Origin of the sequence: Symbioplanes lichenis (assembly GCF_030709675.1) — a bacterium.
GTDB classification, from domain to species: domain Bacteria; phylum Actinomycetota; class Actinomycetes; order Mycobacteriales; family Micromonosporaceae; genus Actinoplanes; species Actinoplanes lichenis.
Genome location: NZ_JAUZQD010000005.1, coordinates 61,502 through 86,228, shown reverse-complemented (window position 1 = coordinate 86,228; position 24,727 = coordinate 61,502). Strand labels below are relative to the sequence as shown.

The window sequence follows — 24,727 nt, the reverse complement described above, 5'->3', positions numbered from 1 at the left end:
TTCGCGACTCACGCTAACGGCGGTTTCCGCCGCGCGAGGCGGTTCGCGGGGATCAGAGGGTCAGCTTCCACTTGTCCAGGGTGCCGGTGGTGGTGCCGTAGGTGTCCTTGACCGTCAGTGTCCACTTTCCGTTGCGGGACACCCCGGACAGGTTGATCGGCAGGGTCTGCGAGAAGTTGGCCGCCTTGTCCGACTTGCTGGCCTTCTTGAGGACGTGCGCCTTCCCGGCCGGGTCGATCAGCGTGACCACGAGCGAACCCCGGTAGCCGTGCTTGACCGTGATCGTCACGGAGGACGTGGCGGAGGCCGTGCCGGTGCAGCCGGTCACCTTCTTGGCGCTGGTGGCCGTACCCTTCTTGGCGATCTTCTTGTCGGTGCCCACGGTGAACGGCCCGCAGTGCGTGGTCGTGCCGGCCGACTCGGTGTTGAGGAAGCCGGTCCAGAGCAGCTTGTTCACGGACCCGCTGCCCGGGCTCTTGACCTTGCTCGGGGTGGCGTTGGCGAGCAGCGCCGCGGTGATCTGGGCCGGCGTCCAGCCCGGGTGGGCCGCGGCGACCAGGGCGGCCGCGCCGGCGACGTGCGGGGTGGCCATGGAGGTGCCGCTCATCACGGCCGTGGCCGTGTCGGACTTGTAGCCGGCCGAGGTGATCTTCACGCCGGGCGCGAAGATGTCCAGGCACTTGCCGTAGTTGGAGAAGGAGGCGCGGGTGTCGGCGCTGTCGGTGGCCCCGACCGTGATCGCGTCGGCCGCGGAGGCCGGCGAGTAGCCGCACGCGTTCTTGTTGTCGTTGCCCGCGGCGACCGCGTAGGTGACGCCGGCGGCGATGGACTTGGCCACGGCGGCGTTCAGGGCCGAGCTGGCCGTGCCGCCCACGCTCATGTTGGCCACGGCGGGCAGCATGGCGTTCCTGGTCACCCAGTCGATGCCCGCGATGATCGCCGAGTACGAGCCGACGCCCTCGCAGTCCAGCACCCGGACGGCGACGAGCTTGACGTCCTTGGCGACGCCGTAGGTCTTGCCGCCGATCGTCCCGGCGACGTGCGTACCGTGGCCGTTGCAGTCCTGGGCGACGGCGTCGTTGTCGATGAAGTCCCGGCCGTTCGAGGCCCGCCCGCCGAACTCGCTGTGCGAGATCCGGATGCCGGTGTCCAGCACGTACGCCGTGACGTCCGACGCCGGCCGGTAGGTGTAGGTCTTCGACAGCGGCAGCGTCTTCTGGTCGATCCGGTCGAGGCCCCACGTCGGGTTCTCCTGGGTCGACAGGTCGGCGAGACGCACGGTCGCGTCCTGCTCGACATAGGCGACCTCGGGGCTGGCGGCCAGCCGGCGCGCCTCCAGGGCCGTCATGCCGGCCTGGAAGCCGCGGACCGTCGCGGAGAAGCCCTGCGCCACCTCGCCGCCGTAGTGGTCGGTCAACGCCTCGGCGGTCGCGGGCACCTCGGCGGGCGCGGCCGACTTCAGCACGACGATGTAACTGTCGGTGATGGCTCCCGCGCTCGCCGCCCGGACGGTGCCGAGAGGCAGCGCACCGGGGGTGCCGGCGAAGGCCGTGCCGGAAACTCCGGTCACCGCCGCCACCGTGGCGATCCCGGCGGTCAGCGCGAGGCGCGCAGCGCGGCGCCGGCCGTCGTTGTGGGTCGTCATCGGAAAGGGTTCCTCCTCGTCGGGGCCACCGGCGACGAACATCACCCGGGGGCCCGGGCATGTCGGTGGCTTCGAGGGGAAACAATGGGGTCGGCACAGAGCCACACCGGGACCGCAACGGTTGCGCCTGGGTTGCAGGGCCCCCGATCGGGGGCACGATGCCTAAGTCGCCTCCTGGCGGGGCCGAACTACCCTCCGTCAGGAACGCCGCACCGCCACGGAGCAAGGAGAGCGCCATGACCAGCCTGCTGTCGCCCGAGATCGTCACCGCGGACTCGCTGACCGAGCGCTGCGACAGCTGCGGTGCGGCCGCCAAGCTGGAGCTCACCCTCGCCAGCGGGGGCAGCCTGGCCTTCTGCGGGCACCACGCCAACAAGCACGCCGCGCCGCTCGCCTCGGTGGCCACCAAGGTCACCATGGAAGAGGGCTTCGAGTGGGCGGGCCAGACCCACCCGGCCTGACCCCTTCCCCCGCCCCGGTCACCGCGCCGAAAAGGGACTGAAGGCGGCGGATTTTCCCTTATGCTCGGAATTGAGGATTTCGAGCACAACAGGGGACCTGGGTGCAGATCGCGGCACGTGATGCGGGCAGACTCTCGCGGATCCTCGCCGTCTGCGCCGGCGTCACCGTCGTCACGCTGGGCCTCCTCGCCCGTCCGGATCTTCGCAGCCCGGCTGCCGCGCTCGCGGCCGCCGGGCCCGCTTTGTTGCTGCTGATCCCGCCGGGCCCGGCCCGGGTGCGGCGCGGCATCACGTACGTGCTGGCCGCCGCGGCCTTCGTGCTCGGCGCCGTGACCCTGCCCGGGCTCCCGGCGACCGGCGTGGCGATCATGCTCTCCGCCCTGGCCCTCGCCGGCCTCGATGTCCGCGTGCACCGCCCCGGCGACCGCGTGCGCTATCGCGTGGCCGATCCGCTGCTGGCCGGCACCGCGATCATCGCCCTGGTGGCGCTGGTGCCACGCCTGTTCGCCCCGACGTTCCCCGAGGGCCGCGGGCCGGGCAGCGTCATGCCGCCCTACTACGCGTGCGCGCTGCTGATCCTCGCCGTCGGCATGCTGCTGGCCCGGCCCGAGACGGGACCGCTGCGCACCGACGCCCGCCCCACGCCGGGGGTCAAGGTGCGGCGGGCGCTGCCGGTGGTGGTCGCGCTGCCCGTGCTGGCCGCACTGGTCAGCGCGCTGGCCGTGCGTACGGGCATCAGCCGCCCCGCCGCCGCGATCAGCACCGGTGTCGTCCTCACCGCGCTCGCCCTACTGGGTCTGATCGGTTTTCTCGTACGCTCGCTGGACGGGGCCGACCAGCAGCAACGGGAGCTGCTGACCGAGCTGCGCGACCGCCGCGACTTCGCCGACACGCTGCTGCAGTCGATGCACGAGGCCGTCCTGGTGCTCGACGCCAACCACCGCGTGATCGACGCGAACCGGCGCTGGCGCGAGCTGGCCGGCGACACCTCGCCCGGCGACACCCCGGTCCTGCCCCCGCCGGGCACGGGCGACTGGACGGTACGCCGCGCCGACGGGACCGACGTGCCGGTGCTCGCCACGATGGCCGCCATCCCCGACGCCGTCGGCCGCCCCCGGGGCTACGTGGCGACCTACGTCGACATCACCGACCGCAAGCGCACCGAGGACGAGCTCAGTGCCCGGGCGGCCGAGCTGGTGGCCGGAAACGCCGCGCTGCGCGAGGCCAACACCCGGCTCGAGGCGGCGCTGGCCTTCAAGAACGACCTCACCTCGATGCTGACCCATGACGTCGCCCAGCCGATCAGCTCGATCGCCAGCCTGGCCGAGCTGCTGCACGCCGACTGGGCGGACCTGCCCGACGACATCCGGCTCGAGCTGGCCACGAAGATCGACAAGAACACCCGCCGGCTCATCAAGATGATGAACGACCTGCAGCTGCTCTTCCGCCTGGACACCGGCGCGGTCACCGCCCGGCGGGCCCCGGTGCCGCTGCTGGAGGTCGCCCGGGACGCCTCCTGCGACGTCAACCCGAGCGCCGGCGTCGAGTTCCGGATCGGCGAGGAGATCTCCGCGCTCGCCGACCGGCAACATGTCTGGCACGTGGTCCGCAACCTGGTGGCCAACGCCCTGGCGTACGGGGAAGGCCCGGTCGTGGTGGAGGCCGAGCGCCACGGCGACATAGTCACGCTGACCGTCGAGGACAGCGGGCCGGGCATCCCGGAGGAGCTCGTGCCCAGCCTCTTCGACCGGTTCATGCGGGGCGCCGGCCTCGGGCTGTTCATCGTCCGGCACCTGGTGGAAGCGAACGGGGGCTCGGTCCGCTACGAGCGGTCCGAGCCCCACGGTGCCCGGCTGATCACCACGTGGGAGGACGCCTCCCCGCGGGGCCGGGTGCTGACCGACCGGATCGGACCGGTCGGCCAGTGACGCTCCAGATCAGGCGCTGCCGCGCTCGTGCTCGTTGATGATGCCGTCGCCCCGGGCGTCCCGGACGCTGGTCGCGCGGCTGCCCATCCGGGCGGAGGCCGTCGACTGACGGGTGCCCGGGGCGCCCCCGATGTGCCGCCCGGGGGCCAGCACGTCGTCGAGGTCGTGCACGCTCGTGATGCCCGGCGCGGAGGTGATGTCGACGTTGGTGCCGGCGTTGGGCGTACCCAGGGTGGCGGTGTCGGCGTTGGGCCGCAGCTTGCCGAGTCCGTCCGGGTTGGCGTTGCTGAACTCGCCGGCGCTCGTGCCCCAGCCGGCGCCGGGCTGCGGGCGGCCGCTCCGGGCCCGCGTGGCGACCGAGGCCGGCGAGGCGAAGCCGCCGCCGAGCCGCTTGGAGCTGGCGCCGCCCAGGGTGCCGCCGAGCTTGCCGGTCTCGATGAGGCCCTTGAAGGTGTCGAGGTCGGCGCGCAGCCGCTTGCTCAGCGTCTCCGGGCCGTGCCGGTCGCTGGGGAGCAGGAAGGCGACGTCGGCCTCCAGCTGGGCGACGAGCTGGGTCCGGGTCTCGCCCACCGGCCGCAGCGTGAGGGTCTCGGCGAGCCGCGGGCCCTCCGTCGTCGACCACGACACCCGCTCGTCGAGGGAGCGCTCGGTGATCTGCGCGTCGAACTCGCGGCGGCGCCCCTCGACGTCCATGACCCAGTGGGTCTGGTCGTGGCCGATCGGGCGGACCTCCTGGACCCCGGTCATGAAGCGCGGGTAGTTCTCGACGTTCGCGAGCTGCTCGTACACGGTGTGCAGCGGTGCGCTGATCTCGACGGCCTGCTGAACCATACTCATCGCATCTCTCCCATGCTGAAGTGCTGGCATGACCGAGAGTACGGATGCGACTACGATCCGCGTTCGGATTCCCGCGTTCTCACAGGCGGCGCAGGTACTGCCAGTGGCCGACCTCGGCGGCGTACCGGGCGTCGCTAGCGGCCAGCAGCGGCACGCCGGACTCCCGCAGCAGCGCGACGACACGTGGCGACGGGCTGCGCCACGCCTCGCTGACCTCGACGGCCGTCCCGGTGGCGCGACAGGCGGCGGCAAGCTCGCCGATCAGGCCCGCGCCGATCGCCGCGTCGTCGATGCCGACCTGGGCGAGCAGGCTGAGCGGGCGGGCCAGCTGCACGGGGGCATAGCGGGAGGCGCGCTCGATGCCCTTGACGGTCGTCGCGACCACGGTCTCGGCCACCTGGTCCGGGGTGAGCCGGCCGGCGGCGAGCAGGGCGCGCACCTCGCGCGGGGCGGCCGGGCCGTCGGCCAGCGGCAGCTTGGAGACGGCCACCGAGACCACCTCGAGGGTGCCCAGGTCGGCCGGCCAGGCCAGCCACCCGTCGGCCTGGCTCACCTCGACCTCGGCCCCGACGCGCAGGGTCAGCTCGGTCCGGCGGCTGGCCCGGCGCACCGAGTCGGCATAGGCGGGCAGCCAGGTCGTGTCGGGGCCGACCTGGTCGGCGAAGGTCAGCGCGCTCAGCCCGGCGCGGTCCGCGGCCGAGACCACCATGCCGACACTGTCGCGGCCGGCGGCGAAGCCGGTGTGCACGTGCGCGTCGGACCGCAGATCCAGGCCGGCCGCGATGGTGGTGCCGTCCATGACCGTCTCGCGCTCTGCACCCACGATGTCTCCCCGACGTTGCGACGGACGAGCTCCTCTCGTCCTGGGGATACAGTGCGGCCCCGGTGTTGTGGACCGGGGCCGGGCGAGGTGCAGTCCGGTTTAAAGCCGGAAGGCGCCCACGAGCGTGCGCAGCTCCTCCGCCGTGCGGGCCACCTCGTCGCTGGCCTGCCGCGTCTGCGTGACGCCCTCCAGAGAGGTGGCGCCGGCCGCCGAGACCTCGGAGATGTTGCTGGCGATCCGGCTGCTGCCCGCCGCCACCTCGCCGATGCTGCGCGACATCTCGCCGGTCGTGGCGGTCTGCTCCTCGACGGCGCTGGCGATCGTCGTCTGGAAGTCGTTGATCTGCGCGATGACGTCGCTGATCCGGTTGATGACCTCGACCGCCCCCTGGGTGTCGGCCTGGATCGCGGTGACCCGGGTGCCGATGTCCTCGGTCGCCCGGGCGGTCTCCTGGGCCAGATCCTTGACCTCGGAGGCGACCACGGCGAAGCCCTTGCCGGCGTCCCCGGCCCGGGCCGCCTCGATGGTGGCGTTCAGGGCGAGCAGGTTGGTCTGCTCGGCGATCGAGGTGATCAGCTTGATGACGTTGCCGATCTCGGCCGAGGACTCCCCCAGTTGCCGGATCGTCTCGGTGGCGCGGGCCGCCTCGGACACCGCGGAGGCGGCGATCTGCGCGGCCTCGTTGGTGTTGCGCGAGATCTCCCGGATGCTCAGCCCCATCTCCTCGGAGCCCGCCGCGACCGTCTGCACGTTGCGCGAGATCTCGTCCGCCTCGGTCGACGCGGAGGTCGTCCGCAGGTCCGTGTCGCTGGCCGCGGTGGCGATCTGGCCGGCCACGGCGGACAGCTCGGTGGCGGCGCTGGCGAGCGTGTCAGAGTTCTGGCCGATCCGGGTCATGGACTGACGGATCGAGTCGAGCGCGGCGTCCATGCCCGCGGCCATCCGGCCCACCTCGTCGCGGCCGGTGATCCCCGTACGCCGGGTCAGGTCACCCTGCGCGAGCGCGGCGACCACCTCGGCCAGGCGCCCCACCGGCCGGGTGATCGACCGGGTCAGCGGCACGGCCAGCCCGATCAGCAGGGCCAGGCAGACCACCACGATGACGACCGTCGCCCAGTGCGCCGAGGCGACCGCAGCGTCCATGTCCGCCCGTTCCTGGTCCGCCGCGGCGACGACCTTCTCGTTCAGGGCGCCCAGCTTGTCGTCCACGGCGCTGTTGCGCTCGGCGATCTGGGCGGTGTCACCGGGCGTTCCGCTCAGCGACTGGGTGACGTACTGGCTGATGAAGGTGCCGAAGTCGGCGACGTCAGCCTTGATCCCCGCGAACTCGGCCTCGAGGTCGGCGGGCAGGTCCACCGCCTCGACCGCCGCCACCGCCTCGTTGGCCGAGGTCACGTCGTCCGACACGTCCTGGGACACGTCCTGCTTGAGCGCGGAGCGGTAGGCGTCGACCTTGAGCTCGCTCTGCCGGGTGTCGAGGTGGTTGAGCGCGGCCAGGCCCGCCTCGAGATTGCGCAACCGGTCGGCCTGGTCGGAGAGCTGGACCTGCGACACCCACGAGCCCACCGCCAGCACGAGCAGCCCGAGAGTCCCGCAGAGCACGATGAGACCCAGCCGCTTCGCGACTCCCAGTTGCATCAGTCGTGACATGCCTTCATCTTCGCGGCTTTTACGGACATTGTCCGGCAGTTCTCCGCAAAGCGACGGGCCGGTCCCCGCGAGGGGGCCGGCCCGGTCAGGACTGCTTCTTCTCTTCCAACATCTCGGTCAGTGCGCGAACCGCCGCGTCGTCGGGCGAGGCTGCCTCGCGGTTGACGTCGCGGAGCTCCCGATAGACCTCTTCGCGGTGCACCTGCACGTCGCGTGGCGCCTGGATGCCCAGGCGGATCACGTCGCCGCGCGCCTCGAGAACGGTGATGACGACGTCGTCACCGATCATCACGCTCTCGCCGGCCCTCCTGGTCAGCACGAGCATCTAGCGCCCCCCTCCATCCGTGGACAGGACACCGCGCGCTCCGGCCGTCAGAAGGCCTTGCGCATGATGGCCCGCACCGGCATGTTGCTGCCGGTCAGCACCACCTGCATGGCCCGGTGCGCGTCGCGGTCGACGATGATCGGCGCGAGCAGGTTGGCGGTGGTCTCGTCCACGCCGGCGGTGATGACGACCATGACCAACAGGCGATCGGGATCCTGGGTGTTCAGCGCGGCGAACACCTCGTTCTCGATCTCCGGCGCGTAGTCCGGGAAGAACGGCTCCGGCGGCGCGACGAGGAACCGCAGCGAGGGGTCCTCGATGGACGTGAACGCGTAGAGCAGACCCTCATCGTTCAGCCGGACCAGCACGAACTCCCGGTGCGCCGGGAAGCCGGGCATGGGGACGGCCATGTGAATGGTCGGCAGGTCCAGCTCGGTGTCGGTCATGGTGGCCCCAATCGGTCGGGACTCGGTGCGAATACTCATGGTCACCTCAGAAAGTCGATGAGCGAGGGCTGAATCACCTTTGCCGAAGCGGCCAGAGCCGCTTGGTACGAGGTCTGCTGAAGCTGCATTTCCATGATCGTCTTCGGCAGGTCGACGTCCTCGACCTCGGAGAGCTGAGACGTCACGTCCAGCAGCCGATCCTCCGCAGATGACTTCATCTGCGTAATCCGATTGTATCGGGCGCCAACGTCCGAAAGAGAGTTTTTCACGTTATTGGCGGCAGCATCGAGCCGTTCCAGGCCCTTGCCCACGGCGTCCATGTCGTTGTTCTTCAACGCCGTCGAAATGTCGTCCAGGACCTTGAAGACCGACGCGTCACCTTCGCCGAACGCGGACACCCCGTCCATGTCGACGCGCACCTGCGAGTTCGGGCCGACCGTGCGCTGGACGGCGTCCCGGTTGCCGATGAACTGGCCGTCCTCACCGAACGCCTTGGTGCCGGTCGTCGTGCCGCCGAACACCGGACGGTCCAGGTAGGTCGTGTTCGCGTACCCGAGGATGGTGGTCTTGATCTGGTCCAGCTCCTGGCTGATCGCGGCCTGCGACTCGCCGCTGCCGGCGCCGGCGTTGAGGCCCTGGACGGTGAGCGACCGGGCCTTCTGCAGGATCGTCGAGGTGCTGCTCAGCGTGCCGTCGAGCGTGCTCAGCCAGCCCAGCCCGTCGCCCGAGCTGCGCAGATATTGCGAGTTGGCGCGCGACTCGCCGCGCAGCTGCATCGACTGCAGCGTGCCGTTCGGCGAGTCGGACGGGCGGTTGAGCTGCTTGCCGCTGGACAGCTGCTCCTGGATCTTCTCGCCCTTCTGGATGTTGCGCTGGAGGTTGGCGAGGACCCGGGTGGAGATGCTGCTGTCGGTGACTCTGTTGACCATTGTCCGTCTTCCTTACCTTCCGACCAGACCGGTGCGGTTGATGAGCTGATCGAGCATCGAGTCGATCGTGGTGAGCACGCGCGAGGCGGCCTCGTAACCGCGCTGGTACGTGAGCAGGTTGGTCATCTCCTCGTCGAGGTTGACCCCGGACTCCGCCTCGCGGGCCGCGTCCACCTGCTCGGTGACGTTCTGCTGGATCTCGCTGCGCCGCGTCGAGGTCTGCGCGTTGACCCCGAGGTCGGCGATCATGTCCTGGTAGTTCCGGTCCGGGCTGCCGGCCTTCGTCGCGGTCGCCGACAGCGCGGTGGCGACCGAGCCGTCGTTGGTGCCGACCGGGTTGCCGCCCGCGTCGAGCTTCGGCGTCCCGTCGGCGTTCGTCTCGTTCTTGCCCGACACCGCGATGTCGGCCGGATTCGTGATCGCGACCTTCATGTTCTTCGCGTAGCGCCCGGTGCTGAAGTCGCCGGAGTAGAAGTCCTGGCCCGGCGACCCGTCCGTCTTGTACGAGCTCGCCATCGCCGAGTTCACCGTGGTCACCAGGGCCTTGGCGACGGTGTCGAGCTTCTGCGCCATGCCGGGCAGCAGATTGGTCATCGTGTCGACCATCGAGCCCATGGTCCCGCCCGCCGTCACCACGTCACCGGTGTCGGCCCAGGTCAGCCCGGCCGGCTTGGTCCCGGTCGGCATGGTGCCCTCGTTGAGCGCGAGCTGGGCGTCCATCGTGGCGACGCCGGCGTTGGCCGACATCTTGCGGGTCGTGTTGTAGTTGACCAGCAGCGAGTTGCCGACGAACACGTCCATCGAGCCGTTCTCGCGCAGCTGCGCCGTGGCGCCGGTGAGCTCGGAGAGCTTCATGACGGCCAGGTCGCGGCGGTCCTCCAGCTCGTTGACCGTGACGCCGGTGGCCTTGGCCTTGACGATCGAGTCGTTGAGCTGGGCGATGGTGCCGGCCGTGGTGTTGACCTCCTCGGCGTACTTGCCGAGCTGCTGGTAGTTCGAGCTCCACTGGCCGTCGATCGCGGCGTACGCGCTGTTGATGCCGTCGGAGACCACCCGGCTCTGCTGCAGCAGCGCCGAGCGGGCCGCGGTGCTGCTCGGCTCGTCGCCGACGTCGCCCCAGGCCGCCCACTGGTCGTGCAGCTGGGCCTGCAGCGCGGTGTCACCGGGCTCGGCGAAGGTGTCCTCCAGCGACCCGTACGCGGCGGCCTGGTTGGTCAGGTACGCGTTGTTGCCGTGCTCGGTGCGCCCGCGGTTCTCCAGGTACTGGTCGCGCAGCCGCTGGACGTCCGTGACCTCGACCCCGGTGCCGAGCCCGTCGGTCGTGGCCCAGCGCACCGGGACCACCGAGCCGACCGCGGCCTGCATGTTGACCCGCTGCCGGGTGTAGCCCTCGGTGCCCGCGTTCGCGATGTTCTGCCCCGCGACGTCCAGGCCGCGGCGCTGCGCGTACAGGGAGGTCAGGGCGGTGTTGATACTGCCGAAGCTGCTGGCCATCAGATCGCCTCATCCACCAGGCTCGGGCGGCGGACCCCGCCGCTGACTGTCTTGCCCGCCGCGGAATACGTTTCCACGGTTCCCGCGAACGCGAGCATGGTTTCGCGAGCCGCGCGCTGACCGGCGGTGAGCAGCTCCCGGTTCGCGTCGGCCATCGTGCTGATCTCGCTCGTGAGCGTGAGGAAGGCCTTACGGTGCTGGTGCAGCAGATCGGACCAGGGCGCCGGCGCCGCGTCCGCGAGCTGGCCCAGTGAGGCCTCAACGGGCAGACCCAGTTCAAGAGCCACTGCTTGCGCGTACGCCGCCCGCGCCACCTCGGTCTGCCGGATCTGATCGAGCACGACCTCGACCTCGCGCGTCGCGTGGGCGAGCCAGCGGGAGCGGTTCGCGGCGAGCAGCAGCTGCTCCTCCTCGAGCTTGAACAGCAGGAGCTCCAGCAGCTCACGCGCTCGCCACAGGACGCTGGACAGGTCGGTCAGGCTCACCCGGTCCCCCACCTTCCTCTTTCCGTTCCGAATCGCTCATCCGGACAGGTCGGCATCAGTAGTTGGTCTCTGAGGGGTTTCCGGCCGGTAGCAGGAGCGGTTTTGGGCTTTCACCCGAAAAGCCCGAGATTTTTTCGCACACTTCTCATGACCGGCGGACGGCCGCCGATCAGACCGGCGCAACGCCAACGGTTCACGGATGAGCCGGTACGGACCCGAATCAAGGAGGAAAACACCATGGGTCTTCGCATCAACCAGAACATCGCCGCCCAGAACGCCTACCGGAACCTGTCCGTCACGGACAACCAGATGTCGAAGTCGCTGGAGAAGCTGTCCAGTGGTTTCCGCATCAACCGGGCGGCGGACGACGCGGCCGGCCTCTCGATCTCCGAGGGCCTGCGCTCCCAGGTGGGTGGCCTCAAGCAGGCCGTCCGCAACGCTCAGGACGGCATCTCGGTCGCGCAGACCGCTGAGGGTGCGCTGAACGAGACCACCTCGATCCTGCAGCGCATGCGTGACCTGTCGGTGCAGGCCGCGAACGGTGGCTCCAACGACGCCGAGGCCAAGGCCGCGGCGCAGAAGGAGTTCGGCCAGCTCAACGAGGAGCTCGACCGGATCAGCAACACGACCTCGTTCGGCAAGTCGAAGCTGCTCGACGGCTCCTTCGGCAACGGCAACAAGGTCGGCGACGGCACCAAGGTCACCTCGATGCCGACCGGCGCCGTCTCGTTCACGATCGACAAGGTCGGCGACAAGGACATGTCGGCCAACCCGATCACGGTGAACGCGAACATCCCGGCCGGCGCGAGCGCCAAGGACGTCGCGGACACCATGAACAAGGCCATCAAGGCCGCGCTGACCGACCAGACGGCGGGCGGCCCGGCGGCCGGCCAGGGCTTCACCGGCAACGAGGTCAGCGTCAGCGCCGAGGTGGCCGCGGACGGCACCGGTGCCTCGTTCTCGCTGTCCGGCTCGAAGGGCTTCACGGTCGGCGGCGACCTGTCCGGCATCGGCGTCACCACCGGGGCGAGCACCGCGGACCCGAAGGCCAACAGCGGCCAGTTCCAGGTCGGCGCGAACAGCGGCGAGACGATGAACATCTCCATCGGCTCGGTCAGCTCGAAGTCGCTGGGCACCAACACGCTCGACCTCACCGCCGAGGGCGGCGCGGCCAAGGCGATCGAGGCGCTCGACAAGGCGATCACGTCGGTTTCGGACACCCGGGCGACCCTCGGTGCGTACCAGAACCGGTTCGAGCACACGATCAACAACCTGAACGTCTCGGTCGAGAACCTGTCCGCGTCGGAGTCGCGCATCCGTGACACCGACATGGCGCAGGAGATGGTCTCCTTCACCCGGAACCAGATCCTGACCCAGGCCGGCACCTCGATGCTGTCGCAGGCCAACCAGGCCTCGCAGAACGTTCTGTCGCTGCTGCGCTAACCGAACCGCAACCGGTAGTTCCTAACCGAAGAACGCTGACAACCGAATAGTCGGGGGTAGCTGGCCGACGGCGCCGGCTACCCCCGCTTCACTGTGCAGGAAAGCAGGTGACCCGTGACCAGTTCCGTCTCCGGACTCGCCAGTGGGCTCGACACGACCAACATCATCAGTCAGCTGATGAAGGTGGAGGGCTCCACCCAGACCCGGCTCAAGAACAAGGTCGCCGACGCCGAGACCGTCATCTCGTCGTACCAGTCGGTCAACACCAAGCTCGTGGGGCTCAAGAACGCCGCGGCCGACGTGAGCGCCCTGTCGACCTGGCGTGGGGTCAAGCCCACCACCAACACCGCGTCGGTCACGGCGACCGCCGTCGGCGGCACCAACACCGCGACCGGCAGCATGACCTTCGACGTCGTCGAGCTGGCCAAGGGTCAGTCCACAACGGCCCGGGTCAGCAAGACCGACGCCATCACCGACGCCGACGAGATCACCGTCAAGGTGGGCGCCGGCGACCCGGTCACGGTCAAGCTGACCGACAAGACCGCCAAGGGCGTCGCCGACGCGCTGAACGGCGCCGGCCTGGGCGTCAAGGCCTCCGTCGTCACGACCGGCGGCGAACAGAACATCCTGCAGTTCGTCAGCTCGAAGACGGGCACCGAGAACGCGTTCACGATCGACGGCCTGGGGTCCGGCGTCACGCTCGCGACGAGCGCCGCCACCGATGCCAAGCTGCAGGTCGGCGGGTCCGAGGCCGAGGGTGGCTACAGCGTCACCAGCGGCACGAACACCTTCACCGGGCTGATGGCCGGCGTGACCCTGACGGTCAGCAAGAAGGAAACCGGCGTCACGCTCAACTCCGAGTCCGACGTCTCCGGCATGGCCGCCAAGTTCAAGGCGCTGGTCGACGCGGCCAACTCGGCGCTGACCGAGGTCAGCAACCAGACCAAGTACGACCCGGCGACCAAGGCCAGCTCCCCGCTGACCGGCGACTTCATGGTCCGGCAGATGAGCCAGACCATCCTCAGCGCCGTCAGCCAGGGCCTGACCTACCGCAAGGACGGCGCGCCCGCCGCCCCGGACAAGACCGCCGACGCCGCGACGATCGCCGCCGACAAGGCCGCGAACGTGGTCAACTTCGGCTCGCTCAGCAAGTTCGGCATCGAGCTGGACCGCAGCGGCCAGCTGACCTTCGACGAGACCAAGTTCACCGCCTCGTACAACGCGGATCCGGCCGCGATCAAGCAGGCCGGCATCGCGCTGGGCGACACCTTCCGGGGCGTCGCCAACAAGCAGATCGAGAACGTCACCAACAGCATCACCGGCCGCAAGAACAACATCGACTCGCTCAACATCCAGATCGACAACTGGGACGTCCGGCTCGCCGCCAAGAAGGTGGCCCTGACCAAGCAGTACTCGGACCTGGAGACCGCCCTCGGCAAGCTCCAGTCGCAGGGGACCTGGCTCTCGGGCCAGATCGCCAGCCTGGGCTGAGGCCGGGGAAGCTGATCCGGGGTGCGGACCGCCCGCTGCAACCGGATCGCACTCAACGAACGGTTCGACGGACCGAAGAGACCAGTAGGACCCGGGCCGGCACCGCCGCCGGCCCGGCGCACCACCCGACCTGACAGCCCATGGAATCCGCCCGTTCCTGGACGAAAAGGGAGCACATGACCTCTCCGCTGAACCGTTACCTGCAGGACTCCGTCGCCACCGCGTCGCCCGGCAAGCTCCTGGTGATGCTCTACGACCGTCTCGTGATGGATCTGACCCAAGGCGAGGACGCCCTGCGCAACGGCAGCCGCGAGCTGGCCAACGACAAGCTCAACCACGCGCAGGAGATCATCCTCGAACTGCGCACCAGCCTGAACGTGGAAGCCTGGTCCGGCGCCCCCGGCCTGGCCAACCTCTACGGCTACCTGCTCACCGAGCTCATCGGGGCGAACATCGCCCGCGACCCGGAGCGGGTGAAGGTCTGCCGGGGCTTCGTCGAGCCGCTGCGCGACGCGTGGCGGGAAGCCGCGGCCCTGGCCGCCGCGGGCCCGGCGCCCGTGGCATAAACCAACCTGAGGGGACAGCGTGACCGGAGAGTGGCGTGACGCCTGGACGGCCGCGCTCGACGAGCTCGAGATGGACGTGGCCGCGGTCGAGATGATGCTCGCGGACGAGCGCCGGATGAGCGAGACGCCGGCCGCCGATCCGTGGCAACCGCCGCAGGATCTCGGTGCGCTGCCGCTCGAGCTCAAGCCCCGGGCCGACGAGATCCTCACCCGGCAGCTGGCCGCGGCGAAGGAAATCGCCCGGCGGCTCACGGCGACCCGCACTCAACAGGTCATGACCGGCCGGATAGAGACCGGCGAGGCCGTCAAACGCCCCGTCTATCTGGACTGCGCAATGTGAAACCCGGGACTCCCTCGAAGGGGGTCCCGGGTTTTTGCGTGCAACCGTCCGGCAACCGTCAGCGGCTCAGCGAAATCGTAACCAGGCCGAACCTGAGGGTACGAGCAACGGACTGCTCACGGGACCGCCACGGAACGGCGACCTGGCACCACCGGAAGGAACCCGTCGTGTTCGACGACGTCGCATCTTCTTCGCTCCGCGTCGCGGTCGCCGGCCTGTCCGCCCGGCAGAACGCCATCGCGAACAACATCTCCAACATCGAGACGCCCGGATACCAGGCCCGTAAGGTCAAGTTCGAGGAGGCGCTGAGCAGCGCCGTCGCGCACGGACAGTCGCCGGCCGGGGTCACGCCCAGCGTGCAGAACTCGCTGGAGCCGACCCGGCTGAACGGCAGCAACGTCAACCTCGACGAGGAGACGCTCTCCCACATCGACACGACGATGCGCTACCAGCTGACGATCCGCGCGCTGGACGGCAAGTACAGCCTCATCCGCGACGCCATCAAGGGGGCCTGATGAGCACGTTCAACGCGATCGGGGTGGCCGGCAGCGGCGTCACCGTCTACCGCAAGTGGCTCGACGCGGTCTCCGACAACATCGCCAACATCGACAACGTCAGCCGGACCTCCGAGAGCGCCTTCCAGGCCCGGTATGTCGTGGCCCAGGAGGCCCAGGACGGCAACGGCGCCCAGGTCGGCGGCATCGCCTACGGCAGCGCCGAGGGCCAGCTCGCCTACGAGCCGGACAACCCGCTGGCCGACACCGAGGGCTACGTGCGCCGCCCGGACATCGACCTCGGCAGCCAGATGGCCCAGCTCATGATGGCCCAGCGCGCGTACCAGGCGAACCTGTCGGTCGTCGACCGGGCGCGCGAGTCCTACCAGGCCGCCATCAACCTCGGGAAGGCCTGATCATGACCTCTCCCATCAGCGGCATCAGCGGGCTCAGCGCGGTCAGCGGTCTGAGCGCGGTCCAGGGTCTCAGCGGCGTCTCCGGCGCGTCGGCCGCCACCGGCGCCGAGGCGGCGACCGGCCCCAACGGCGACTTCGCCAGCATGCTGTCCAAGGGTCTCGAAAGCGTCCAGGCCTCCCAGTCGAAGGCCGGCGACCTGGCCGTCCAGGTGGCCAACGGCACGCTGCAGGACCCGGCGCAGTACACCATGGCTTCCACCGAGGCCGCCCTCGGCCTCCAGCTCACCATGGCCATCCGGAACAAGGCCGTCGAGGCGTTCCAGGAGATCATGAGGATGCAGGCGTAACATGACGGACCGTCTCCCCGCGCCGGTCCGCAAGGTCGGCGACACGTTCAAGTCCTTCACCCCCGGCCAGAAGACCGTCACGATCGCGGCCATCCTCGCGCTCGCCATCGGCGGTTACTTCTTCGCGACCTGGGCCGCCAAGCCGTCGTACGCGCCGCTCTTCAGCAACCTGTCGAGCAAGGACGCCAGCGCGATCGTCGAGTCGCTGCAGAAGACCGGCACGCCCTACGAGCTGGCGAACGGCGGCGGCACGATCATGGTGCCGCAGGACCAGGTGTACGACCTCCGGCTGCAGCTGTCCGGCGAGGGCCTGCCCGGCGAGTCCGACACGGGCTACGCGCTGCTCGACCAGCAGGGCATCACCACGAGCGACTTCATGCAGCACACCAACTATCAGCGGGCCCTCGAGGGCGAGCTGTCCAACACCATCAAGTCGATCGACGGCGTCGAGGCGGCGACCGTGCACCTGGTCATGCCCCAGAAGGACGTCTTCGCCGACGACCAGAACAAGACCACCGCGTCCGTGCTGGTGCAATCCTCGGCCAGCCAGCCGCTGAGCAACGAGCAGGTGCAGGCGATCGTCAACCTGGTCGCCTCGAGCGTCGAGGGGCTCGACCCCACGCAGGTGACCGTGGCGGGCGCGGACGGCAAGATCCTGTCGGCCGGCGGCGGTCAGGCCGTGGCGAGCAGCGGCGGCAGCGGCGACGACTCGCCGACCGTGCAGTTCCAGAACCGGCTCAACTCCTCGTTGCAGAACATGCTGGACGCCGTGGTGGGCCCGGGTCACTCGGTCGTCACGACCACCGCCCAGCTGGACTTCGACCAGACGCAGACGACCACGAAGAGCTACTCGTCGGACCCGTCCGTCGCCGCCCTCGCCGAGAGCATCAGCCGCGAGGCATACAACGGCAACGGCAACGGCAGCGGGGGCGTGCTCGGCCCGGACAACATCCAGGTGCCCAACGGCACCACCAGCTCCTCGGGGACCGGCCAGTACGAGAACACCAGCACCACGCGCAACAACGCGGTCAACGAGACCACCGAGACGCGCAACGCGGCCCCGGGCAGCATCGAGCGGCTCAGCGTCTCCGTGCTGCTCGACGCCACGACCGCCGGCGCGGTGAACCAGGCTGACGTGCAGCAGCTGGTCAGCGCCGCGGCCGGCATCGACGCGACCCGGGGCGACACCATCGCCGTCAGCGCGATGCCCTTCGACACCAGCGCCGCCACGGCCGCGAAGGACGCGCTCGCCCAGGCGACCGCCGCGGAGACCGCCGCCAAGCAGACCTCGCTGATCAAGACGGCGGCCATGGCCCTGGTCGTGCTCTTCCTGATCTTCCTGGCCTGGCGCTGGAGCCGGAAGCAGAAGAAGCGCAAGTCGCTGACCCCGGCCGAGCTCCAGCACCTGGAGGAGATGCAGTCGGCCCTGGAGCAGCAGCGGCTGGCCCAGCTCAACGCGGCCATCCCCAACCCCGCGATCGAGGCGGCGAACGCCACCCACGAGGCCCTCGAGGAGCGGCAGCGCGAGATCGAGCAGATGGTCGAGGACCAGCCCGAGGAGATGGCCGCCCTGCTGCGCGGCTGGCTCGGCGCCGGCCGCTAGTCGGCTTTCCCATGTAGGAACAGGTTCAGGGAGGAACCGCATTGACCACCCCGGCACTCAGCACGGGCTCCATGACCGGCCTGCGGAAAGCCGCCATCCTGCTGGTCCGGATGGGCAAGGAGTACTCGACCCGGGTCCTCGCCAACATGAGCGAGACCGAGGTCGAGGAGCTGTCGGCGGAGATCGCCCGCCTCGGCAAGCTCGAGCCGGAGGTCGTGGTCGACGTCATCGACGAGTTCTACGCGCTGGCGACGACCAAGCACGCCGGCGCGGGCGGCATGGCCTATGCCCGCGAGCTGCTCGAGGCGTCGCTGGGCACCGAGCGGGCCCAGCTGATCCTCGACCGGCTGCAGGCGTCGATGACGGACATGCCGTTCAACTTCCTGAGCCACGCCGACCCCCGGCAACTGCTCTCGTACGTGCAGTACGAGCACCCGCAGACGATCGCGCTGGTCCTCGCCCACATCCCGTCGGCCCTGGCGTCGTCGATCCTGTCCGGGCTCGCCCCCGAGGTGCAGTCGGACGTCGCGCACCGGATCGCGGTCATGGACCGTACGTCGCCGGACGTCATCCGGCAGGTCGAGCTGGCCCTGCAGCGCAAGCTGTCGACCGTCCTGCAGCCCGACGAGCTGTCCACGGTCGGCGGCCTCGACCCGCTGGTGGACATCATCAACCGGGCCGACCGCACCACCGAGCGCCTCATCCTCGAGGCCCTGGAGGCGCGCAACCCGGAGATCGCCGAGGAGATCCGGCGCCGGATGTTCATGTTCGAGGACATCACCAGCCTCGAGGACCGCGCCATCCAGCTGGTGCTGCGCCAGGTCGAGCCGTCCGACCTCGCCCTCGCCCTCAAGGGCGTCGGCGAGGAGGTGCGCGACAAGGTCACCAAGAACCTGTCCGAGCGCGGCCGCGAGAACCTCATCGAGGAGATGGACCTCATGGGCCCGGTCAAGGTCAAGATGGTCGAGGAGGCCCAGCAGAAGGTCGTGTCGGTCATCCGCTCGCTGGAGGACTCCGGCCAGATCGAGATCCAGCGCGGTGGCGAGGCCGATGAGCTCGTCGCCTGAGGAACGGCCCGAGCGGCCGGTGCTGCGGGGCTCGGTGGCGCAGTCGGCCACCGCGGTCTCGTTCGGCGTCGACCTGCGCCGCGGCGTCCCCGTCGACAGCGCGCCGGTCGAGCGGGCCAAGCAGGAGGCGCGTACCGCCGGCTATGCCGAGGGGTGGGCCCAGGGCCAGCGCGCGGCCGCCATCGAGGCGGAAGCCGCCGCCGAGCGCGTGCGGGCCGTGGAACACGCGCACGAGCAGCGCCGGGCCACCGCGCTCGCGCAGTCGATCAACGCGCTCGGCCGGGCCGTGACCGGGCTCGAGTCCCAGCTCATGCCGACCCTGCACGAGCTGCAGGAGGCCGTGCTCGCGCACGCGTTCGAGCTGGCGGAGGCCATCATCGGCCGGGCCTTGGACGACGCCGAGGGCCGGGCCGCGGCGGCGCTGCGCCGGGCGATGAACGCGGCGCCGGAGCAGGGCGAGATCGTGGTCAGCCTGCACCCGGACGACTTCCGCAACCTGGTCGGTGCGGCGGGCGACGCCGACTACGACTACGAAGGACGGCCGGTGCACCTGCGCCCCGACCCGGGCCTGCGCCCGGGTGACGCCGTCGCCGAGACCGGCACGACGACCGTGGACGCGTCCATCGCCGCCGCCGTGCAGCGAGCGAAGGAAGCACTGCGACTGTGACCGACGTCTTCCGCAACCGCATCAACGCCGCGCTGGCCGCCGCCCAGCCGCTGAGCCGGGGCAAGGTCACCGGGGCGGTCGGCCTGCGGGTCACCGTGAGCGGCCTGGACGCCCGGGTCGGCGATCTGCTGCAGATGGGCGAGGGCGAGGACGCCGTACTGGCGGAGGTGGCCGCCCTTGACGGCGAGCGCCTCTCCTGCCTGCCGCTGGGGCCGATCGCCGGCCTCGGTACGGGCACCCCGGTCACCTCCACCGGCGGGCCGCTGCGCGTCGCCGTCGGCCCCGACCTGCGCGGGCGCATCCTCGACGGGCTGGGCCGGCCGATGGACGGCGGGCCGCCCCTGCGCGGCGAGATGGTCAGCATCGAGGCCGCCCCGCCGTCGGCCATGGAACGCCAGCTGGTCGACGCGCCGATGCCCTTGGGCGTACGGGTGCTGGACACGCTCGTCCCGTGCGGCCGCGGCCAGCGCATCGGCATCTTCGCCGGCTCGGGTGTCGGCAAGTCCACCCTGATGTCGATGATCACGCGCGGCACCACGGCGGAGCTCAACGTCGTCGCCCTGGTCGGCGAGCGCGGCCGGGAGGTCCGCGAGTTCATCGAGCACGACCTGGGTCCCGAGGGCCTGGCCCGCTCGGTGGTGGTGATCGCCACCTCGGACACCCCGCCGCTGGTCCGGCTGCGGGCGCCGATCGTGGCCACGCGCATCGCCGAGTACTTCCGCGACGAGGGTCAGGACGTCCTCATGCTGATGGACAGCGTCACCCGCGCCGCCATGGCCCAGCGCGAGGTCGGCCTGTCAGTCGGCGAGCCCCCGGCCACCCGCGGCTATCCGCCGTCGGTCTTCGCCATGCTGGCGTCGCTGCTGGAGCGGGCCGGGCCCGGCGCCCGGGGCAGCATCACCGGTCTCTACACCGTGCTGGTCGAGGGCGACGACCACAACGAGCCCATCGCCGACGCGGCGCGCTCCATCCTGGACGGTCACATCGTGCTGGACCGCAAGCTGGCCACGGCCGGCCACTTCCCCAGCATCCAGGCCCTCGACTCGATCTCCCGGGTGGCCAACAAGATCACCACGAAGGAGCAGAAGGCGGACGCGACCGAGCTGCGCCGGATGATGGCCGCGCACCGGGAGGTGCGCGAGCTGGTGGAGATCGGCGCGTACGTGCCGGGGACCAACCCCGAGGCGGACCGCGCGACGGCCGTCTGGCCCCAGATCCTCGCGTTCCTGCAGCAGGGGCTGGACGAGAAGGTCTCCGCCGAGCAGGCCTGGGCCCAGCTGCGGCAACTGATCGCGAGCGCCTGAGTCCCCGGCCGGCTAACCGGTCGGGGACTCCTTGCCGTCGGGGTCGACGGGCTCCGGCGTGACCGGGATGCCCGGCTCCTCCTTCTTGCCATATCCCGCCGTCACGAAGCGCAGCCCCGCCAGCAGGATCGCCGCGACCGGCACCGCGATCAGGAAGCGGATCAGCACCTGGGTGATGTCGATCTCGTCGAGCACGTACCGGTAGAGCGCCGGCGCGGTGATCAGCAGCGCGAAGAGCAGGACGGACGGGCGGATCACGGGTCACCCCCGGCGCGGCCGGCGGGGCAGGGCGGGCATCGGGGCGACGTCGGCCGCGATCCGGGCGCAGAGCATGGCGGCCCAGGAGTGCGGGCTGGCCGGCTTGCCGTCCAGCGAGACGATCGGATAGTCGAGGCCGAGCACGGTCGCCGGGTCCGACGTGATGTCCACGTTGTGCACGACCAGGGCCTCGACGTCGCCGAGCGTCCGCAGGTGACGGGCGGTGTCCGCGGTCTTGCGGGTGGCGTCCACCACCGCCCACAGCGCGGTCGCGCCGAGCGCCGCGCACATGTCCTCGATCTTGATCGGGTCGGTGCGGCCCACCGTGGCGTCCACGAGCACGATCCAGGCGTGGTCGGCGTTCTGCAGCTTCTCGGCCTTCGCCTTCGCCGCCTCCGGGTCGCCCAGGATCCGCGACGAGTGCAGACCGGTGCCGGCCGCGCTCGGGCCGCCGAGCAGCAGGTGCGACTGGTCCATGCCGGCCTGCTCACAGAGCTTGCGGCCGATCGGCAACGCGTGGTCGAGATCCCCGGCGAGGACCAGGATCTCGCCGGGTGCGTCCGGCACGGCGGGAGCGGAGGGCTTGGCGGCGAGCACGCTCAGCACGCCGGCGTACGTGTCACCGCCGGTGATCTGCGCGGCGAGCTCCTCCGGCATGCCGACTCGCAGGAGGTTCTGCTGGACCTGGTCCCACTGGTGCGGCATCCCGGGCATCGGCGGGTGCGGCATCGGCGTGGTCACGAGCGGACCGGCCGGCGTGGGCGGGGCAGGCCGGTCCAGACCCAGACCGCCGAGCTGCTCGACCAGGCTGGCCGCGGGCGCGGGCGAGGTCGGCGCCAGCCCGTACGCCGCGGCGGGCGACCGCGGCGGGGCCGGGTTCTGCGCCGCCCGGGCCGCGGCCGGGGGCGGCGGGGCGGCGGACTCGTCCACGCCCAGACCCCCCATCAGCTCCGCCAGCGACGGTACGGGCGGCAGCGGCTTGGCCTTCCCGTTGCTCCCCCCGTTGACGGGGGCGCCGGTCGCCTGCGCGGGCCGGAACGGCCGCACCTTCGGCTCGTCGTCCTCGGGCGGAGCCTGCGCCCGCAACGCCGGCCCGATGTTCGCCTCGGCCCGGTCCAGGTTGGCCATGAGCTCGGCGAAGGCCGACTGAGGATCGGCCAGCCCGCGCTCGGGGCCGGCGCCGGGGCCGGGACCGCCGAGGCCCGCCGGCCGTCCGGTGACCGCCGCCGCGGTGTCGTCGAGTCCGGCGCCCCGGCCCGTGGCCCGGTCGGCGGCGTCGTCGGGGGCGATGTGGTCGCGGGACTCCGCGCGCGCCAGCAACTGCTCCAGCGTCTGCGGCCCGTCGTCGGCGGCGGGCGGCTTGGGTGCGGGGCGCGCGCCCAGCCCCGGGCCCGCGGCCGGGCGAGCGGCCGGGGCGGGACGCTCGTCGGCGTCCGGCACCTCGACCGACAGCTCGTAGTGTTGCTTCGCGAAGAACCCGCCGAAGCCCCCGGTCCGGACCTTGTCCGCCGAGATGATCCGCACCGAGGAGCCGTACTCGTCGCGCACCTGCGCCAGCAACGGCTCGATGGCCGGCCCCTCAAGCAGCACCCGCGTAGGCACCGTTCACCACCCCCATGGTTTCTATCTGTGCGGTGGACCCGGAGATCTCCGAGTAGGACAGCACCTGCACCCGGCGGGAGCCGGCGCGCAGGAGACGCATCAGTGGCAGCCGCAGCTGCGGGGAGCAGGCCAGCACCGGGGTGATGCCGGACTGCTCGGCGGCCTCGACGAGCCGGCCGGCTTCGCTCACGATCGCCTCGGCCCGCATCCCGTCGATCGCCATGAAGGCACCGGTCTCGCTGGGGCGCAGCGACTCGAGCAGCCCCTGCTCCAGCATCGGGTCGAGGGTGATCACGGTCAGCCGGCCCTGGGCCGCGTACTGGGCGGCGATGGCCGGGCCCAGCGCCGAGCGAGCCGCCTCGACCAGGCCGTCGTGGTCGACCGACACCTTCGCGCGCAGCGACAGCGACTCGAAGATGCGGACCAGGTCGCGGATCGGGACGCCCTCGTCGAGCAGCGCCTGCAGGACCTTCTGCACCTGACCCAGGCTGAGCAGGCTCGGGGTCAGCTCCTCCACCACGACCGGGTGGGTGCGCTTGACCATCTCGGTCAGGTTCCGGACGTCCTCGCGGCCGAGGAGGCGGCTGGCGTTCTGCCGGACGATCTCGGCCAGGTGCGTGATGATCACCGAGGCCCGGTCGACGACCGTGGCCCCGCTCAGCTCCGCCTGGTAGTGCAGCTCGGCCGGCACCCACTTGCCGGCCAGGCCGAACACCGGCTCGACGCCGGCCCGCCCCGGCAACGCCTGGAGGCTGTCGCCGATCGCCAGCACCGTGCCGGGCGGCGCCTGACCGCTGCCGGCATCGACGCCGGAGATGCGGATCGCGTACGAGGACAGGGGCAGGTCCAGGTCGTCGCGGGTGCGGACGGGCGGCATGATGATGCCCAGCTCCAGGGCCATCTTGCGGCGCAGGGCGCGTACGCGGTCGAGCAGGTCGCCGCCGTTGGTGTCGACGAGGTCCACCAAGTCCGGCGACAGCGCGAGCTCCAGCGGGTCGACCCGCATCTCGCCCAGCAGCTGCTCCGGCGAGTCGGGCGCCGGCCGCTCCGGCTCGGGCACGCCCGCCGCCCCGGCCGCCTCCTCGGGCAGGGGGTCCTTGATCTTCTGCGCGATCAGCAGCACGGTCGCGCCGATGATCAGGAACGGCACCTTGGGCAGTCCGGGGATGACGCAGAGCCCGAGGGCCGCGCCGCCGGCGATGCGCAGGGCGAGCTTGTTCTGCCCGAGCTGGGCGGTGACGCTCGTACCCATGTCGCCGGAGGTGGCCGAGCGGGTCGTGATCAGACCGGTCGCCACCGACAGCAGCAGCGCCGGGATCTGCGACACCAGGCCGTCGCCGATGGTCAGCAGACTGTAGAGGTTCATCGCCTCGGCCGGCGCCATGCCTTGCTGCAGGATGCCGACCGCGAAGCCGCCCACCAGGTTGATGACCGTGATGATGATGGCCGCGATGGCGTCGCCCTTGACGAACTTGGACCCGCCGTCCATGGCGCCGTAGAAGTCGGCCTCGGCGGCCACGTCGGCCCGGCGCTTCTTGGCCTCGGCCTCGTCGATGAGACCGGCGTTGAGGTCGGCGTCGATGGCCATCTGCTTGCCGGGCATCGCGTCGAGGGTGAAGCGCGCGCCCACCTCGGCCACGCGCTCGGCACCCTTGGTCACGACGACCATCTGCACGATGACCAGGATCAGGAAGATCACCAGGCCGATGACCAGCGAGCCGCCGACCACGAAGTCACCGAACGCGTGGATCACCTTGCCGGCGTCGCCGTCGCGCAGCACCAGCCGCGTCGCGCTGATGTTGAGGGCGAGCCGGAAAAGAGTCAGGACCAGCAGCAGGGCCGGGAAGACGGCGAAGTCCAGGGGCCGCTCCACGAACATCGCGGTCAGCAGGACCAGGAGGGCGATCGTGATGTTGAGCGCGATCAGCAGGTCGAGCAGGAAGGTCGGCAACGGCACGACCATCATGACGATGATGCCGATGACCCCGACGGGCACGGCGAATCTGCTGAGGTTGCGGTTTTTCACGGCCCCCCTTTCCCATCCGATACTCCCGCAGCATCTGCCCCGACGTGAGGGGAATTCCGGATCTCCGGCTTCTGACCGGC

General features: G+C 70.6%; 25 protein-coding genes. 13 read left to right on the top strand and 12 right to left on the bottom strand.

Annotation, left to right across the window (positions count from 1 at the left end):
- Nucleotides 1-52 precede the first annotated feature (52 nt).
- Nucleotides 53-1,645, bottom strand: coding sequence for a S8 family peptidase (locus RAN62_RS13240; RefSeq protein ID WP_305784894.1), 1,593 nt, complete (start codon nucleotides 1,643-1,645; stop codon nucleotides 53-55).
- 236 nt (nucleotides 1,646-1,881) lie between these two features.
- Between RAN62_RS13240 and RAN62_RS13235 the strand changes: the two genes are divergently transcribed.
- Together RAN62_RS13235 and RAN62_RS13230 are read left to right on the top strand one after the other, a co-directional pair.
- Nucleotides 1,882-2,106: a DUF7455 domain-containing protein gene (locus RAN62_RS13235; protein WP_305784893.1), complete on the top strand. Its 225-nt coding sequence runs from the start codon at nucleotides 1,882-1,884 to the stop codon at nucleotides 2,104-2,106.
- A 101-nt stretch (nucleotides 2,107-2,207) separates the two neighbouring features.
- The gene (locus RAN62_RS13230) at nucleotides 2,208-4,034 is read left to right on the top strand and encodes a sensor histidine kinase (protein WP_305784892.1); all 1,827 of its coding nucleotides are present in this window, start codon (nucleotides 2,208-2,210) and stop codon (nucleotides 4,032-4,034) included.
- Between the two features lie 9 nt (nucleotides 4,035-4,043).
- On the opposite strand, the gene RAN62_RS13225 is transcribed toward RAN62_RS13230, so the two are convergent.
- From RAN62_RS13225 to flgN, 8 genes are all read right to left on the bottom strand, one after another.
- Complete coding sequence (locus RAN62_RS13225) at nucleotides 4,044-4,871, bottom strand: SRPBCC family protein (protein WP_305784891.1); 828 nt, start codon at nucleotides 4,869-4,871, stop codon at nucleotides 4,044-4,046.
- A 79-nt stretch (nucleotides 4,872-4,950) separates the two neighbouring features.
- Nucleotides 4,951-5,694 carry a hydrolase gene (locus tag RAN62_RS13220; RefSeq protein WP_305784890.1) on the bottom strand — a complete coding sequence of 248 codons (744 nt, stop codon included), beginning with the start codon at nucleotides 5,692-5,694 and terminating at the stop codon, nucleotides 4,951-4,953.
- 99 nt (nucleotides 5,695-5,793) lie between these two features.
- A complete protein-coding gene (locus RAN62_RS13215) occupies nucleotides 5,794-7,344 on the bottom strand; it encodes a methyl-accepting chemotaxis protein (RefSeq protein WP_305784889.1) in 1,551 nt (516 codons plus the stop codon).
- An 85-nt stretch (nucleotides 7,345-7,429) separates the two neighbouring features.
- The gene (csrA, locus tag RAN62_RS13210) at nucleotides 7,430-7,669 is read right to left on the bottom strand and encodes a carbon storage regulator CsrA (RefSeq protein ID WP_305784888.1); all 240 of its coding nucleotides are present in this window, start codon (nucleotides 7,667-7,669) and stop codon (nucleotides 7,430-7,432) included.
- A 47-nt stretch (nucleotides 7,670-7,716) separates the two neighbouring features.
- Nucleotides 7,717-8,115 carry a flagellar assembly protein FliW gene (locus RAN62_RS13205; protein WP_305784887.1) on the bottom strand — a complete coding sequence of 133 codons (399 nt, stop codon included), beginning with the start codon at nucleotides 8,113-8,115 and terminating at the stop codon, nucleotides 7,717-7,719.
- Between the two features lie 41 nt (nucleotides 8,116-8,156).
- Entirely contained in the window at nucleotides 8,157-9,044 is an 888-nt protein-coding gene (locus tag RAN62_RS13200) for a flagellin N-terminal helical domain-containing protein (protein WP_305784886.1), read from the bottom strand.
- 12 nt (nucleotides 9,045-9,056) lie between these two features.
- Nucleotides 9,057-10,538 carry a flagellar hook-associated protein FlgK gene (flgK, locus tag RAN62_RS13195; protein WP_305784885.1) on the bottom strand — a complete coding sequence of 494 codons (1,482 nt, stop codon included), beginning with the start codon at nucleotides 10,536-10,538 and terminating at the stop codon, nucleotides 9,057-9,059.
- On the bottom strand, nucleotides 10,538-11,023 hold the full coding sequence (gene flgN, locus RAN62_RS13190; protein ID WP_305784884.1) for a flagellar export chaperone FlgN: 486 nt from the start codon (nucleotides 11,021-11,023) through the stop codon (nucleotides 10,538-10,540). Before flgN ends, flgK begins: the two co-directional genes overlap by 1 nt.
- Nucleotides 11,024-11,260: 237 nt before the next feature.
- Here flgN and RAN62_RS13185 point away from each other — a divergent pair, with 237 nt between their 5' ends.
- The 11 genes from RAN62_RS13185 to RAN62_RS13135 all read left to right on the top strand — a co-directional run bounded on the left by RAN62_RS13185 (nucleotide 11,261) and on the right by RAN62_RS13135 (nucleotide 20,761).
- Complete coding sequence (locus RAN62_RS13185) at nucleotides 11,261-12,466, top strand: flagellin N-terminal helical domain-containing protein (protein ID WP_305784883.1); 1,206 nt, start codon at nucleotides 11,261-11,263, stop codon at nucleotides 12,464-12,466.
- A 114-nt stretch (nucleotides 12,467-12,580) separates the two neighbouring features.
- Nucleotides 12,581-13,957: a flagellar filament capping protein FliD gene (fliD, locus tag RAN62_RS13180; protein ID WP_305784882.1), complete on the top strand. Its 1,377-nt coding sequence runs from the start codon at nucleotides 12,581-12,583 to the stop codon at nucleotides 13,955-13,957.
- A 176-nt stretch (nucleotides 13,958-14,133) separates the two neighbouring features.
- Nucleotides 14,134-14,523: a flagellar export chaperone FliS gene (fliS, locus tag RAN62_RS13175; protein WP_305784881.1), complete on the top strand. Its 390-nt coding sequence runs from the start codon at nucleotides 14,134-14,136 to the stop codon at nucleotides 14,521-14,523.
- Nucleotides 14,524-14,542: 19 nt separating this feature from the next.
- Nucleotides 14,543-14,863 carry a hypothetical protein gene (locus RAN62_RS13170; protein ID WP_305784880.1) on the top strand — a complete coding sequence of 107 codons (321 nt, stop codon included), beginning with the start codon at nucleotides 14,543-14,545 and terminating at the stop codon, nucleotides 14,861-14,863.
- 167 nt (nucleotides 14,864-15,030) lie between these two features.
- Complete coding sequence (locus RAN62_RS13165; protein ID WP_305784879.1) at nucleotides 15,031-15,378, top strand: flagellar basal body rod protein FlgB; 348 nt, start codon at nucleotides 15,031-15,033, stop codon at nucleotides 15,376-15,378.
- Entirely contained in the window at nucleotides 15,378-15,773 is a 396-nt protein-coding gene (locus tag RAN62_RS13160) for a flagellar basal body rod protein FlgC (RefSeq protein WP_305784878.1), read from the top strand. The genes RAN62_RS13165 and RAN62_RS13160 overlap by 1 nt, the downstream gene beginning before the upstream one ends.
- A gap of 2 nt (nucleotides 15,774-15,775) precedes the next feature.
- A complete protein-coding gene (gene fliE / locus RAN62_RS13155; RefSeq protein ID WP_305784877.1) occupies nucleotides 15,776-16,120 on the top strand; it encodes a flagellar hook-basal body complex protein FliE in 345 nt (114 codons plus the stop codon).
- Between the two features lies 1 nt (nucleotide 16,121).
- The gene (fliF, locus tag RAN62_RS13150; protein WP_305784876.1) at nucleotides 16,122-17,723 is read left to right on the top strand and encodes a flagellar basal-body MS-ring/collar protein FliF; all 1,602 of its coding nucleotides are present in this window, start codon (nucleotides 16,122-16,124) and stop codon (nucleotides 17,721-17,723) included.
- Between the two features lie 41 nt (nucleotides 17,724-17,764).
- Nucleotides 17,765-18,790, top strand: coding sequence for a flagellar motor switch protein FliG (fliG, locus tag RAN62_RS13145; RefSeq protein WP_305784875.1), 1,026 nt, complete (start codon nucleotides 17,765-17,767; stop codon nucleotides 18,788-18,790).
- On the top strand, nucleotides 18,774-19,457 hold the full coding sequence (locus RAN62_RS13140; protein ID WP_305784874.1) for a FliH/SctL family protein: 684 nt from the start codon (nucleotides 18,774-18,776) through the stop codon (nucleotides 19,455-19,457). The genes fliG and RAN62_RS13140 overlap by 17 nt, the downstream gene beginning before the upstream one ends.
- Nucleotides 19,454-20,761, top strand: a complete 1,308-nt coding sequence (locus RAN62_RS13135) for a FliI/YscN family ATPase (RefSeq protein WP_305784873.1) — start codon at nucleotides 19,454-19,456, stop codon at nucleotides 20,759-20,761. The genes RAN62_RS13140 and RAN62_RS13135 overlap by 4 nt, the downstream gene beginning before the upstream one ends.
- Nucleotides 20,762-20,773: 12 nt before the next feature.
- Here the strand turns inward: RAN62_RS13135 and RAN62_RS13130 are convergent, their stop codons facing one another.
- From RAN62_RS13130 to RAN62_RS13120, 3 genes are read right to left on the bottom strand one after another with little or no spacing between them, the layout of a single operon-like run.
- The gene (locus RAN62_RS13130) at nucleotides 20,774-21,019 is read right to left on the bottom strand and encodes a hypothetical protein (RefSeq protein WP_305784872.1); all 246 of its coding nucleotides are present in this window, start codon (nucleotides 21,017-21,019) and stop codon (nucleotides 20,774-20,776) included.
- A 3-nt stretch (nucleotides 21,020-21,022) separates the two neighbouring features.
- Nucleotides 21,023-22,609: a hypothetical protein gene (locus RAN62_RS13125; RefSeq protein WP_305784871.1), complete on the bottom strand. Its 1,587-nt coding sequence runs from the start codon at nucleotides 22,607-22,609 to the stop codon at nucleotides 21,023-21,025.
- Nucleotides 22,599-24,647, bottom strand: coding sequence for a flagellar biosynthesis protein FlhA (locus RAN62_RS13120; RefSeq protein ID WP_305784870.1), 2,049 nt, complete (start codon nucleotides 24,645-24,647; stop codon nucleotides 22,599-22,601). The genes RAN62_RS13125 and RAN62_RS13120 overlap by 11 nt, the downstream gene beginning before the upstream one ends.
- Nucleotides 24,648-24,727 lie beyond the last annotated feature (80 nt).

Excerpts from the sequence above, each read along its gene's own strand:
- RAN62_RS13240 (WP_305784894.1), bottom strand. The coding sequence starts at position 1,645 with ATGACGACCCACAACGACGGCCGGCGCCGCGCTGCGCGCCTCGCGCTG.
- RAN62_RS13235 (WP_305784893.1), top strand. The coding sequence starts at position 1,882 with ATGACCAGCCTGCTGTCGCCCGAGATCGTCACCGCGGACTCGCTGACC.
- RAN62_RS13225 (WP_305784891.1), bottom strand. The coding sequence starts at position 4,871 with ATGAGTATGGTTCAGCAGGCCGTCGAGATCAGCGCACCGCTGCACACC.
- RAN62_RS13215 (WP_305784889.1), bottom strand. The coding sequence starts at position 7,344 with ATGTCACGACTGATGCAACTGGGAGTCGCGAAGCGGCTGGGTCTCATC.
- csrA (WP_305784888.1), bottom strand. The coding sequence starts at position 7,669 with ATGCTCGTGCTGACCAGGAGGGCCGGCGAGAGCGTGATGATCGGTGAC.
- RAN62_RS13205 (WP_305784887.1), bottom strand. The coding sequence starts at position 8,115 with ATGACCGACACCGAGCTGGACCTGCCGACCATTCACATGGCCGTCCCC.
- RAN62_RS13200 (WP_305784886.1), bottom strand. The coding sequence starts at position 9,044 with ATGGTCAACAGAGTCACCGACAGCAGCATCTCCACCCGGGTCCTCGCC.
- flgK (WP_305784885.1), bottom strand. The coding sequence starts at position 10,538 with ATGGCCAGCAGCTTCGGCAGTATCAACACCGCCCTGACCTCCCTGTAC.
- RAN62_RS13185 (WP_305784883.1), top strand. The coding sequence starts at position 11,261 with ATGGGTCTTCGCATCAACCAGAACATCGCCGCCCAGAACGCCTACCGG.
- fliS (WP_305784881.1), top strand. The coding sequence starts at position 14,134 with ATGACCTCTCCGCTGAACCGTTACCTGCAGGACTCCGTCGCCACCGCG.
- RAN62_RS13160 (WP_305784878.1), top strand. The coding sequence starts at position 15,378 with ATGAGCACGTTCAACGCGATCGGGGTGGCCGGCAGCGGCGTCACCGTC.
- fliE (WP_305784877.1), top strand. The coding sequence starts at position 15,776 with ATGACCTCTCCCATCAGCGGCATCAGCGGGCTCAGCGCGGTCAGCGGT.
- fliF (WP_305784876.1), top strand. The coding sequence starts at position 16,122 with ATGACGGACCGTCTCCCCGCGCCGGTCCGCAAGGTCGGCGACACGTTC.
- RAN62_RS13140 (WP_305784874.1), top strand. The coding sequence starts at position 18,774 with ATGAGCTCGTCGCCTGAGGAACGGCCCGAGCGGCCGGTGCTGCGGGGC.